Below are 13,239 nucleotides of genomic sequence, written 5' to 3'. Positions count from 1 at the left end.
AGAAGAGTCACGCTAATAATAAGCGTTTAAAAAACTTAATTCTCCTGATTGCTCTGGCTTACACTTGTGCTGTACTCCAAGGTGAGAAAATCAAGCGTATGGGAATTCAAAAATATGTTGGTCGGCTAACTGAATCCAAGCGTTGGCAGCGACGACACAGTAGTTTTTGGATTGGATTATACGGTCAATCTTGGGTAGTTGGAATGGAATTCTGTCAAGAGATTATAGGTGAGTTAATAAGAATAAGACGCAACAAACTGCCATTCTTTCAGAGAGGTTTGAGGGCTATGTCCTTGATTTTACGCATGTTTTGACGGGGTTGTCACCCCGTCAGAAACAGGCGCTTAGTTTGAGGTTGGCTAGCAACAAAAAAGGGCAGCGATGACACTGCCCCACAAGTTGTTGCTGCGAGCGCATGAATCAATGCACAAACTGGGCTGCGTTCGCGCCAGCTAGGGTATGCATATCGCTGCCAAAACAGTCGGCAACCAGCGAATCACGGGAAACGCGCACAGTGCCAAAAGGCTAAAGACATCGGTCCCAAGTGCTATAGCATCAAGATGGCAGTCAAATCTTGCACCACAACGAAATTTGATGTAAAATATTTCCAATTTGTAGCGTTCTTTATGCCTCAAAAAGTTTCAAAGACTAAAAGCAAAACCCCGACATTTGTAGTAGAGATCCCCAGACTGGTATCAACAACAGATGCCGGGGTTTTATCGTCTAAATTTGCAGCTGGCAGACAACTTTATAACGCTTGCTTAGGTGAAGCGATGCGTCGCCTAAGTTTGGTCAAGCAGTCCCAGAAATATCAAGCAGCTAGAAAACTGAAGGAGAATAGAAGTCAAGCTTTTAAAGAAGCCAATCAAGCATACAGTTATAGCGAGTATGACCTACATGTTTTTGCTACCACTATCCGCAATTCTTGGATTAACAAGCATATTGACTCCAATCGTGCCCAAAAACTAGCTACTCGCCCATTCGGGGCATCTCAACGAGTTGCCTTTGGTCGCGCCAAAAAGGTCAGATTTAAGGGCAAGAATCAGCTAGATTCCTGGGAAGGTAAGTCAAATAAAACTGGGATTAGATGGCAGCAAGAAACATTGGTTTGGGGCAGTCTTAAACTCAAGCCGTATTTAGAATCTTACGCTCCGGTAATCCTTCACGGCTTAAACAGTCCAATTAAGTACGTCCGGCTATTGCGTCGTCGATTAAACGGTAAAACTTTCTACTATGCACAGTTAGTTTGTTAAGGTAGACCATTTCAGAAGCCGAAAACTCGCATCTGGTCTGGCGTTGTTGGGTTAGACATAGCGCCGTCTACTATCGCCATTGTTGGTGATGACTCAGCCAAGTTAACTTTATTTGCATCCGCACTGAAGTTTACGGATAAGAAGATTCGCTTGCCTTCACAGAAAAATGGAGCGGTCTAGGAGGGCGAATAATCCCAACAACTACAACTGGGATTTCATTCGGAAAGGTCGTAAAAAGAAGGGGACAGTCAAGAAAGGTAAGAAAACCACCGAAGAATTCCAAAGCTTATCAGTCTACCAGAACAAGTAAAGCTAATTTAGAAAGAAAGTTGGCAAAGCACAGAAAATCACTGCACGGGAGATTGGTTAATGAAATTATAAGCCTTGGCAATACTGTTAAACTAGAAAAGTTATCCGACAAAGCGTTTAAAAAATTATTCGTAAAATTAGTAGTCAAACGCGCACCAGGGGAATTTGTATCGCATTTAAGACGTAAGGCTGAAAGTGCTGACGTTACTGTGATAGAATTCTTAACCGCTACAACTAAGCTGTCGCAAACCTGTCAATATGGAATTCTCAAAAAGAAAAGAAAGTTCTTTGTCAGAGAGACTTATATTCAGCATTTTTATCCAGGTTTGTAGACGAAAACCTGCTCCAAGTAGAGCGGGCTAAATTAGCTTGGTCAAGTATGGAACCATTCCTGTTGGCGGGTGCGATTCGTTCTGGAGAAACCCAATAATGGGAGGATTCCAGGCTTCTGTAGGGTAACCTTTAGGGTTGAGTTCGCACTTAAATCCCTTACAGATGACAACTTAATAACCATGTGGGTGAGAGTAAGTATCCTAGAACCCTCAAATCCCACCCCCTAAGCGCAAGGGTGAAAGCACTTCCCCTACGGTAGCGACTAGCCATCAATCCGTAAAGCGGGGATGAAAGACAAAGCTCTGTTGGGAGCCTTACCCGACAACTGTTGAGCAAGTACCCATGAATAACGAAAGTGAAGATGCGATTACCCATCACAACAGGAAACCAGCGAAATAAGGATTGATACGCTGCGAGTCCCAAAAGGGCAAGGTCAGGGAATCAATAGTGCCGCCACTAATTGATTAGCGCTACCCGTAAACCTGGTGGAGAGCATCATTCTGAAAGGTACAACCAATGGTTATTAGGAACGAAGTAACCACCCGTATGCTCTTTGAGAAGGTCGATTCTCAAAGTAGGTGCACGCCCGGACGCTACGGAGTGGAAAGATTGAGTCAGAAGCGAATGCCTCACCTAACAGTGAGGATATGCCGACAGACTCACGGTAATACGGAAGGTAACGCTGTAAGTAGACAGTAAATAAGTCATGAACACGGCAACAAAACCGATGTATGAATGGAACCAACTACCCTGGCGCAAGCTAGAAAAGTCGGTTTATAAGCTGCAAAAACGGATTTACCAAGCCTCTAATCGTGGAGATGTCAAGTTAGTTCGCAGACTCCAAAAGTTGTTGATGAAATCCTGGGCAGCAAAATGTCTCGCGGTGCGTAGAGTTACCCAGGATAATCAAGGGAAAAAGACGGCGGGTGTGGATGGCATCAAATCGCTAACCCCAAAGCAACGTCTGACCCTTATAAATAACTTAAAACTGGGTTCTAAGGTCAAACCAACCAGGCGAGTACGGATTCCGAAACCTGGAACGGAGGAGAAAAGACCTTTAGGTATACCTACCATGAACGACCGCGCATTGCAGGCGCTTGTCAAACTAGCCCTAGAGCCAGAATGGGAAGCGCAGTTTGAACCCAATAGCTATGGGTTTCGCCCCGGTAAGTCATGTCAAGATGCAATAGAAGCAATATTCACCGCAATAAATAAGAAATCCAAATACGTTTTGGATGCAGACATTGCCAAATGCTTCGACCGCATCAACCATGAAGCACTGTTAAGGAAACTAAATACATTCCCCACCATTCGCCGTCAAATACGTGCTTGGTTAAAAGCGGGGGTGATGGACAATATGCAGTACTTCGACACATCCGAGGGTACGCCACAAGGTGGAGTCATTTCTCCATTATTGGCAAATATTGCCCTACACGGGATGGAATGGCGGATAAAAGACTACGTGGAAACCTGCGACCTAAAAAGGTCAGATGGAAAATATCAACTTCCAAAAAGGGACAAGCGTGATTCAGTCTCAATAATACGCTATGCCGATGACTTTGTAATCCTCCACAAAGACCTAACCGTCGTCCAAGGATGCAGGGAAATAATCTCTGAATGGTTAAAAGACATAGGCTTGGAATTGAAACCAAGTCAAACCAAATTATTGCATACTCTCCAGGAACATGAAAACCAAAAACCAGGATTTGAATTCCTGGGGTTCCATGTTCAACAATTTTGCGTAGGCAAATACAAAACGGGGAAAGACTCTAAAGGGATACCACTTGGATTCAAAACCATCATCACCCCAAGCAAGGAAAAGTGTACAAGACACTACGAAGATATAAAAGAGGCAGTAATAGCCCACAAGGGAGCCTCACAAAAGAGGCTGATAGAAAAACTAAACCCTATCATCAGAGGATGGGCAAATTACTACTCAACGGTCAGTAGTTCAAAGGCATTCTCTTTAATGGATGCCCAAACTTACAACTTACTTGAATCTTGGGCAAAACACCGCCATAGAAATAAAGGCAAAAAGTGGCTAGCCGAAAGATACTGGAAAACAATCGGCGGTGATAACTGGGTCTTCGCAACCAGGGATGGGAAAAATCCTATCCGGTTACTCAAACATAGTGCCACCAAAATCAACAAAGACTATGTGAAAGTTAAGGGCGATGCGTCACCATACGACGGAAACTTGGTTTACTGGAGTACAAGAATGGGAAAAAATCCCCAGATGCCAAAGCGAACAGCATCATTGCTCAAACAGCAAAAAGGGAAGTGCGCCCACTGCGGATTGTACTTTAAAGATGGAGACATAATTGAGCTTGACCATATCATCCCCAAATCGCAAGGTGGAAAGGATGAATACAAAAACTGGCAACTACTCCATCGACACTGCCACGACACAAAAACTACCAATGATAGTAGTTACGGCACAAAATCTGGTTGCAATAGTACCAAGCCTAAGTCCGCCTCAAAACAGTCAAAACCTCTTTCAAAAAACCAACCAGAGGCAAACGAGGTATGGAGGAAAGGGGTAAACGGAGAGCCAATGACACCAGAGGAAAAGAAACTTTGGTACTTACTCACCTACTAAGAGGAATGGACGAAGAGGTGTGTATGACAAACACCGTATCACTGAGGAGCCGTGTGAAGGGAAACTTTCAAGCACGGTTTTGGAGAGCAGCGGCTCTCGCGAGGGAGTCGCTGACTTTAATCGTGCTTCCAGGCGACTAAAACAGAAACGCGCCTCGCGAGTAGATCGACGAGTTTCTGCTGACTTTGGCATCTTTCCAGAGTCAGAGCGAGTCGCCACAAAAGTTTTAAATACTGATGTTAATGTCTTGGATGTTGTACCTTCGGGGAGAGCCAAGAAGAGGCATCATTCTATTTAGAACCCCCCTCCCTTTAGGGCTGGGGTGGCTTCAGCTCACGAATTTCCCCTACCTGTTGGGTATACGTTGCATCATCCAACACCGGCACGCTTCCTTCTAAAGAAATATCTTCAGCTAAATCGATCCAAGACTTGCAGCCGCCGTATTCCGGCAGGTACTGAATTTCCCGGACTTGAGGCAGTTTGTACGTCCTCAGTAATAATACGTACAGTGGCTGGCGCGGCTTCCATTTCAGGCGCGTGCTGGCAAACTCCTCGTTCCAAATATGATACGGTAGCAACGCCGCTACAGTTTCCGCTTCGCTTACCTGAAAAATATCCGTAATTTCAGCCCAACTACCGATGCGAATCGTTTCCGGATGCCAACCCGATTCTACTGGTTGCACTCGTATTGCATAATCGGCTTTAAGCAGTTCAGGGCGTTGATGTTCAAAAGTCGGATAGAGCAAAACTCGGTTATAGGCAACTTTAAAACGGTTCCCTTCTTCCTTAATGCCGCCTTTACGCAGCAGCATAATAGTTTTGCCCGCTGCTAAAGCATCGACAGCAGTTGCCCATTCTTTCAGCGCGTGGGTAATCATTGATTCCTTGACACTGCTAATGTTAGCGAAGGATATTGTAGCAATAAATATGGACACCCGATGAGCGCATTCACTCACCGGACAACCCCAAAGCTGCATCTAGCTATACTTGCCACGGTGATAAACTGACTGTTAGGTCCCTAGCACCGCATACTAGCTTTTCTAGCAATTACAGGACTTACGCAGCGGCACTAAATGTGGTGGTTTGGTGCCCTACTCTGCTGGAAGAGATCACCCTACAGATAGAGGCTTTGCGTAAGTTTGGAATTAGCAATTAGCAATTAGCAATTACCAATTACCAATTACCAATTACCAAGTATAGTTTCACTTGTACAAAACAGCATCTCTCAAAGTCTCCACCTTACTAATTGCTGTGTTAATATCCTCTGGCGATACTCCACGTGCAGCCATTGCTTCGCTCAAGTGCTTGGCTATCGCATCAAAATGTTCCGGCTGCAAATTCATACCCGCGTGCGCCTTTTCCATTGAACGCCCTGAGTATTGGTTTGCACCTCCAAGCGCATAGGAAATGAAAAGTTTGGTGACGCCGCTGCTTTTCCATATCGGTATGAGCGAAAAAGTGATTAACTGTATCCTCAGCCAAAACGCGCTTGTAAAAATCATCTACAATCTGCTCAATCGCCGACTGAACGCCCAGTTTTTCAGATAAATTCGGTGGTGTCTGCATTTGCTGGTTCTTCAATATATACGCCTAAATTATATCCTATATACTTTTTTGATTCAAACCTCTCTCTAAAAGCAGTAAATCGCTGATATTTTATCTGGTTATAAACCTATCTATAGCCAGAGGCAACAGACACTCTGGCTTGATTGGTCGTTTGATATTCCGGAAATATTTATCTTGTGGTACATTATTTTAACCGGCAGTTAGTTCGGTGTATTCCTCAAGCAGGTGAATGACTTGAGTCAAAAACTTTTCATCTACCGCCAGACTGGATTAATCCTCAGCCTGATAGTACTGGGCATGGGACTGGTTCTGTCTTTTGTCTGCTACCCCACTGACATCAAATCCCAGCCATTAGTCATCAGTTTAAATCAAAATCGGCAGCTAGTTGGCAAGCTGTATACGCCTAACAATATCAAACCCCCATATCCAGTGATGTTGCTGATTCACGGTGTCAGTTCTACAAAAGAAATGATGGCACCTTTAGCCATTGAACTGGCGAGGCATGGAATAGCTGCATTAGCATTTGACTTTGGCGGTTTTGGCGAATCCTATTCCCGACCTGAAAACGAAGAAGATAACCTCACAGATGCCAAAGCAATTATTGCTTTTGTACGAAATCTCCCCCAGCAGTTCGAACTAAAGCGAATTGGCATTGCAGGTCACTCTCTAGGGGGCGCCACCGCACTGACTCTGGCAGGGGAAGATACCCGTTTCCCAGCAACGATCGTTTGGAGTATGAGTGGGGTAGCAACCAGAATTACGCCACCGAATTTATTCCTATTAATTGGTCTTTACGAGCAGTTTCATCTTCCATCGATAATGCGAGAAATGTTGCGACAAGCTACAGGTAGAAATATTAACGAGTTCCAACAAGTGGGCGATTTTACCAAAGGAACTGCTCGCATGTTAGTTATCTCTCCCACGACCGACCACCCCACCGCACCCTATGACCCCCTGGTAATTCGGTCATCTGTTGCTTGGGTAGAACAAGCTTTTGATATTCCTGTAAAGAATATACCCCTCGTGGCGCCTTGGTATATTTTGGGTTTGTTTGCCACATTTATAGGTAGCCTATTGACGAGTAGTTATTTGGTGCGAGAGGTTGCTTGCCAAAAGAGATGGCGTCGTTGGATACCCGGTTTTATTGTAGCGATCGCTCTCACCTGTTTCAGTTTAGGTATCGCCGGATTAATAGACAGCCTCTGGGCTAGTAATTTTATCCTGTTCTGCCTTGCTCTGTTATTAGCGAGCAATTATATCCTCCCCTATCCGGAAAAATTCACCCCCGCTCTGCGCGTCTTTGGACTATACTATGCTTTGTTCGCATTGTCTTATACTGCAATTACCTTGATCTTCAGATGCGGCGAACTCCTCACCCATCCCCAATATTGGCTCGGCATTCCCCAATTCTTACTCCAAACGCCGATTTTTTTGACATACAACTTTTACCTGGGATTAAGAGCCATCCTCTTTCCCCTTTACACCCAAGGATTGCAACCGGGCTATTTACTATTCATTCCGGTACTGCTAGAGTTAATTAAACCAGGCATTATCTTAACCAGTTTAGAGCGAGTTGCTGTTCGGGTTGTTGCCTGGGTTCGACAACCTTTAACATTCAATTCGACCAAAATTTCCCCAGGTTCAATTGCTTTGTTGTCGGGACTCATGTTAGTTTTGATAGCGGTTATCGTTTGGCGGGTGCGAACGGGTTTGCTGACTCAATCAACGACTGTTGTAGCAGTCCGACTTGTAGCACAACTCATAATGCTACCTGCTTTGCTGTTGCGTTCATCCGGTTTTCGCTGGTTAGAAAATCAATGTTTGGGCAAAAATCAACCTTAATATTGAACCGCAAAGGCGCGATAGACGCGATAGCGGCTTCCCGAAGGGTAGGACGCAAAAATAGATAGGAAGAACAGTACAGTTCGGGAGTTAGAGATGGAAAAGAGACGTTTGGGCAATTCCGATATTGAAATTACCCCCATCATCATGGGTACTTGGCAAGCTGGTAAACGCCTTTGGGTGGGAATTGAAGACGCGGAAACAGTAAAAGCTATCCGTGCAGCGTATGATGCGGGTATCACTACGGTTGACACTGCCGAAGTTTACGGGGACGGTCACTCGGAACAGATTGTAGCCCAAGCGTTACACGATGTGCGGGACAAGGTTGTCTACGCCACCAAAGTTTTTGTCAACCATCTCAAGTATGACCAGGTAATTGAGGCTTGCGATCGATCGCTGCAAAACCTCCAAACCGACTATATCGATTTATACCAAATTCACTGGCCCAGCGGTTCGTTCAAAAGCGAAAAAGTCCCGATTGAAGAAACCATGCAAGCCTTGAACGATCTGAAGCAGACCGGGAAAATACGGGCAATTGGTGTATCTAATTTTTCTCGTGCCCAATTAGAAGCAGCAGCTCAATACGGACGCATCGATAGCTTGCAACCGCCTTATTCCCTGTTCTGGCGATATGTGGAAACAGATGCCATGCCCTACTGCATCGAGAATAATATCTCGATATGGGCTTATTCACCCCTCGCACAAGGACTGTTAACGGGTAAATTTGGACCCGGACATCAATTCGAGCCAGGCGATAACCGCGCCGATAATAAGCTGTTTAAGGGGGAAAATTACGAACGGGCGCTTCTAGCCTTGGAAAAACTGCGTCCGATTGCTCAAAGGCATCAAACAACATTGGCTAACTTAGCCCTTGCTTGGTTGATGGCACAACCACAGACTTGTGCCATCGCCGGATTCCGCCACGCCGAACAAGCCGCCGATAACGCAATAGCCGCCCAAGTTCATCTATCCGCCGACGATTTAGCAGAAATTGACGCCATCGGACGCATCGTCACCGACCATTTGGACGACAACCCAGTCATGTGGGAGTGGAGTTAGCTAAATGTAAAGTTTAATTAACAGGGGGTTGCACTAAAAAGGCTTTGTGATAACTTAAATACAGGACACGATAAGTTGAAACAAAACCAATTCAGCCTAGACCAGTGTCCCCTGTCTAAGGCAGTTGAAGCAATTTCGCAGCATAGTTCAACAAGTGGTCAAAAACCCTAGTTTAGAGGGCTAAGCCAAACCCATATCCGGAAAGATGAAGCTATGCTGGAGTTGCAAGTCTAGTCCACCCTAGTTGATTTTTTGATTGTCCAAACCAACTCTTGAACTCTGACGGGTCTAGTCACCTTTGGCTAGACCCAAAAATGTTTTTTGGGTAGCACAGGTAACGATCGCAGGACTTACCCAAAGAAACCGGGTTTCTAGGAAAGGTGAGCAGGTGGGAGGGAAAAAAAACAGCTTTTCGCACAATCGACTATATACAACCGATACAACCGGATATGATATTAACCCAAGTTGCTAGTTATAACTTGTGACAGCGGTAATTGCTAATTGCTAATTGCAAGCTTGCTAATTGCTAATTGGGTTAACAGGCTTTTGCCTTCTTGACAACTACCCATTAGCCATTAGCGATTAGCCATTACCAGTACCGCTTGATGTAACTAGCAACTTGCGTTATTACCAATTACCCATTACCAATGACCAAATCTGCAATCAAAGGCAAATGATCTGAACCAACATACCGCCCCGCCCTCAGTTGCAAAACCTTAATCGTTGGACTGACTAAACAATGGTCTATCGGAATGGATAATAGCGGCATATTAGTGGGCCATGTTGGTAAGATACCAAAGCCAGAACGCGCATTCCGCAGTCCTGTCCGGTCTATAAAGCGCTGATAAAACGGCGACCACATCGTTATATTAAAATCTCCAACCACCAAAACGGGGTTTTTGATTTTAGCTACAGAATTGCCGATTTCTGTTAGGTGTTTATTTCGCCGATCAAAACTAGATCGTGTAATAGGAATAGTCAGATGAGTGACGATAACTGAAACAACTCGATCTTGAATCTTTACGTCAGCAAATATGCTTCTTCTGACGCCTTCAAAATCTTGAATAGATGAGTTTTCCAGCGGCAGTTTACTGTAGATGACAATGCCAAATTTATTGGTATCTTGGGGAACAATAGAATAAGGCAAAATATCGTTTAAAGCTTCTAACTCTTTGGCCCAAGAATCGGTAACCTCTTGGAAAAAAGCGATATCGGGGTTTTCCGCCCTCACCATAGATATTACTTCAGAATACTGCTTGTTTTTGAAGAAAACATTCGATTGAAGAACTCGCAAGGGTTGTGGGTTTGGATTGGTAGCGTACGCTCTTGCAGGCAGATACCAAGGCACCACTTCAATCAGGTTGAGCAAAATGCAGAATATACTAACAATACACCAAACTTTTCGCTTGGTGAGCAAAAAGAAAAAGAACAGACAAAAGCCAGCTAAGAGATATTGCAGTTTGAAATGGGAAGTGAGGTCTAAACGATAGTCGAATTCTCCCAGATAGCCAGTTAAAGAAAATACAACCAGTAAAACAGTCGCGACGATAAAATCCCAGCGAATCAAGTAAGACGGCAGGAACATATAGTTATGAAGAACTGCCCATTTCAGCTTAATCTTCAAATCTTGGGAGATAGGCAATCTGTCGATTTCCCCTAGCAGCTGTTCTGAGGGTTCTGACTGTCGTCGTTTCTGATAGAAACTAACCAGTAAGCCATCAACAGCGACTTTACTCACAGCGTTGGTCACTAACCCGACCATTAACAAAACGAGCAAGCCTCCTCTTAGTCCATAGATTACACCTATGTTGGCTAAACCAGTCCAAATCCCTGCATCGCCTGTTTTCCCACTCGCCATCATCGCCAGCCATAAAAGTAAACCAGGCACGCCTAGAGTCATCAATTTTTTGATCAGTTCATCCATACTGTTCTAAAGTTCCCCTTCGATTAACTCAACTCCAAACACTTCTGAAAACGCAGACGCCACTTGGTGACGCACCTGCTCAAATTCAATTCCCGGTATAAACTCAGCCAAACTGCCGACAGGTTTATCTGAAATGCCGCAAGGTACGATGCTTTTAAACCCTTCCAAGTCGGGACAGACATTTAAAGCAAAGCCGTGCATGGTAATCCAGCGGCTGACTTTAATCCCAATAGCCGCCACCTTGCGTCCCTCCAACCAAACTCCGGTATAACCTACAACTCGTTCCCCTTTTAATCCGTAAACGGCTAGCACCTGGATTAGCACTTCCTCTAACTGGCGCAGGTACCAGTGCAGGTCTTGCCGATAATGCAAAAGATTCAGAATTGGGTAACCTACCAGCTGACCGGGACAATGATACGTCACCTCCCCACCCCGTTCTATCCGGTGAACTTCCCATTCGGTTTGGCTGGGGTCGAACTTGAGAAAATCCAAACTCGAGCCCGTTCCCAACGTGTAAACAGGCGGATGCTCTAGCAAAATCAGAACGTCATTGAGACCGCAATCGCTCCGGCGCTGCGTCACCAGACTCCGCTGCAACTCCCACGCCACCGAATAAGGCACTAGCTTTAGGTTGTGTAGCCAACACAAACGTCTTGAATTGCCAGCGTCGGAGCCAAAATCACCATACATACTCGAAACCATAACAAAAATCAATAGGGCTTTCAATTAAATTTGGGTAAAAGTCGCAATACTCTAATCAAGAATTGTCAAGGGATGCAAAAGATTCTAAAGAGAAGTCAACAGTCGATGTTCACTCTTATACAAAATGCTAGTGTTTTAGATATAAGCTCAAACTGGATCGGGAGGAAGCCTCTTCAAAGAGAATAAAGACGCCCACCCCGTTGAGATAGCGATCCCCGCTCAGATAAAGGCAAGCTGGCGTTGGTTGATTACACAACCAGGTTCCAGTCCGAGGGTGGGTGTAAGCTCAAGGTCGTGCGTGTAAAAATATGAGTGCTTTGGTTGCCTAAAAACAATGCAAACCAAAGAAAGCGCTCGTATAAGTTTCGGCTCCGTTTTTCGCCGACAAGAATTGTGGAAAAAATGACCGAAGTTTTGGTAAATAAAACGGGCAAGCATATGGGTGAGATGGGAAAGCAGCAATCGTGGCGAACGCGAGTGCGTGCGGTCGGCATATCGCTTTTCTATCCAACCAAAGGTAGAAGCAGGCAGAAAACTTGCCTGTAAATATGGAGTATCCAAGCGGGAGCATTTGATATGAAGCTCGTAATTCATGGCAGAAATATTGAAATCACTGATGCAATTCGCGAGTACGTACATCAAAAAATTGAAAAGGCGGCGAACCACTTTCTGAATACAACGAATGAAATTGACGTGCATCTTTCCGTGGCTCGCAATCCCCGGATAGACTCCAAGCAAACCGCTGAAGTGACAGTCTATGCTAACGGCGCGGTGATTCGTGCGGAAGAAAGCAGCGAAAACCTCTACGCCAGCATTGACTTAGTCGCCGATAAAATAGCCCGACAACTGCGTAAATACAAAGAACGGCGTTTAGATAAAAAGACCCAAACACAGGTTAAAACCAGCGACGTGGTGGAGCAAGCACCTGTGGAAACCGATTTAATTGGTTCGCGCACACCCGAACTCCCCTCAGAAGTCGTGCGTACCAAGTATTTCGCTATGCCCCCAATGACAATTGAAGAAGCTTTAGAACAACTCGAACTGGTGGGGCACGACTTCTACATGTTCCGCAATGCCGAAACCGGCGAAATTAACGTGATTTACGAACGCAACCACGGCGGCTATGGTGTGATTCAACCCCGTCCAAATGGCAATGGTAACCAAAAAAATGGCAAAACAGCCCACGCTAGCAGTAGCGCTTCGGAAGCTAAACGCTAAATAACTATAGCTTTTGGGTTGAGCGTAAAATATTAAAGCTTTACCCAAGAGAAACAGGTTTGGGATCAAGACCATGCAGCGGTCAGTCTAAACACCTTCATTGGGTTGAGACTGACTTTTTTTTGGGTTTAGATCAATTGTCGATTGTGGCACGCATCTGTGGTCAAATCCATACCGTAACGACTGGCGATGGTTTACCCGCAACCTGGTAGGGACACGGCACGATCAATATTTCGGGTTTGACAACCAATGTTTCACATGCCGTGTCCCTACTGTTGCAACAGGTTATTGGATCAATGGTCGATTATGGCACCCATTGTTGGTCAAATCCATACCGTAACGACTGACGATGGTTTTACCCGCAACCTGGTAGGGACACGGCACGATCAATATTTCGGGTTTGACAACCAATGTTTCACATGCCTTGTCCCTAC

At 45.1% G+C, this 13,239-nt stretch carries 10 protein-coding genes and 2 pseudogenes; 8 read left to right on the top strand and 4 right to left on the bottom strand.

The window, feature by feature from the left end:
- The 5 genes and pseudogenes from MiSe_RS43100 to MiSe_RS43080 form a co-directional block, all read left to right on the top strand.
- Positions 1-314 (top strand): annotated as a pseudogene (locus MiSe_RS43100) (IS4 family transposase); the annotation flags it as partial.
- A gap of 312 nt (positions 315-626) precedes the next feature.
- Positions 627-1,253: a hypothetical protein gene (locus MiSe_RS43095; RefSeq protein ID WP_226592444.1), complete on the top strand. Its 627-nt coding sequence runs from the start codon at positions 627-629 to the stop codon at positions 1,251-1,253.
- A gap of 329 nt (positions 1,254-1,582) precedes the next feature.
- Complete coding sequence (locus MiSe_RS43090) at positions 1,583-1,894, top strand: hypothetical protein (RefSeq protein WP_226592442.1); 312 nt, start codon at positions 1,583-1,585, stop codon at positions 1,892-1,894.
- 707 nt (positions 1,895-2,601) lie between these two features.
- Positions 2,602-4,494, top strand: a complete 1,893-nt coding sequence (gene ltrA, locus MiSe_RS43085; RefSeq protein ID WP_226592440.1) for a group II intron reverse transcriptase/maturase — start codon at positions 2,602-2,604, stop codon at positions 4,492-4,494.
- Positions 4,495-4,513: 19 nt separating this feature from the next.
- The gene (locus MiSe_RS43080) at positions 4,514-4,792 is read left to right on the top strand and encodes a hypothetical protein (protein ID WP_226592438.1); all 279 of its coding nucleotides are present in this window, start codon (positions 4,514-4,516) and stop codon (positions 4,790-4,792) included.
- 13 nt (positions 4,793-4,805) lie between these two features.
- Here the strand turns inward: MiSe_RS43080 and MiSe_RS43075 are convergent, their stop codons facing one another.
- Both MiSe_RS43075 and MiSe_RS43070 read right to left on the bottom strand, forming a co-directional pair.
- The gene (locus MiSe_RS43075; RefSeq protein ID WP_226592436.1) at positions 4,806-5,372 is read right to left on the bottom strand and encodes a DUF1802 family protein; all 567 of its coding nucleotides are present in this window, start codon (positions 5,370-5,372) and stop codon (positions 4,806-4,808) included.
- Positions 5,373-5,696: 324 nt separating this feature from the next.
- A pseudogene (locus MiSe_RS43070) lies at positions 5,697-6,060 on the bottom strand (group I truncated hemoglobin).
- 234 nt (positions 6,061-6,294) lie between these two features.
- On the opposite strand from MiSe_RS43070, the gene MiSe_RS43065 reads away from it, so the two are divergent.
- Both MiSe_RS43065 and MiSe_RS43060 read left to right on the top strand, forming a co-directional pair.
- A complete protein-coding gene (locus MiSe_RS43065; RefSeq protein ID WP_226592434.1) occupies positions 6,295-7,902 on the top strand; it encodes an alpha/beta hydrolase in 1,608 nt (535 codons plus the stop codon).
- Positions 7,903-7,998: 96 nt separating this feature from the next.
- Positions 7,999-8,961 carry an aldo/keto reductase gene (locus MiSe_RS43060; protein WP_226592432.1) on the top strand — a complete coding sequence of 321 codons (963 nt, stop codon included), beginning with the start codon at positions 7,999-8,001 and terminating at the stop codon, positions 8,959-8,961.
- Between the two features lie 634 nt (positions 8,962-9,595).
- Here the strand turns inward: MiSe_RS43060 and MiSe_RS43055 are convergent.
- Together MiSe_RS43055 and lipB are read right to left on the bottom strand one after the other, a co-directional pair.
- Positions 9,596-10,885, bottom strand: a complete 1,290-nt coding sequence (locus tag MiSe_RS43055; RefSeq protein WP_226592430.1) for an endonuclease/exonuclease/phosphatase family protein — start codon at positions 10,883-10,885, stop codon at positions 9,596-9,598.
- Between the two features lie 6 nt (positions 10,886-10,891).
- Positions 10,892-11,587 carry a lipoyl(octanoyl) transferase LipB gene (lipB, locus tag MiSe_RS43050; protein WP_226592427.1) on the bottom strand — a complete coding sequence of 232 codons (696 nt, stop codon included), beginning with the start codon at positions 11,585-11,587 and terminating at the stop codon, positions 10,892-10,894.
- A 576-nt stretch (positions 11,588-12,163) separates the two neighbouring features.
- Here lipB and hpf point away from each other — a divergent pair.
- Entirely contained in the window at positions 12,164-12,805 is a 642-nt protein-coding gene (gene hpf / locus MiSe_RS43045) for a ribosome hibernation-promoting factor, HPF/YfiA family (RefSeq protein ID WP_226592424.1), read from the top strand.
- The last annotated feature ends 434 nt before the right edge of the window (positions 12,806-13,239 follow it).

The sequence above is a fragment of the Microseira wollei NIES-4236 genome (genome assembly GCF_020521235.1).
In the GTDB taxonomy this organism is placed as follows: Bacteria; Cyanobacteriota; Cyanobacteriia; order Cyanobacteriales; family Aerosakkonemataceae; genus Microseira; species Microseira wollei.
The sequence above is the reverse complement of the archived record's forward strand: the minus strand, read 5'-3'. Positions and strand labels throughout refer to the sequence as shown.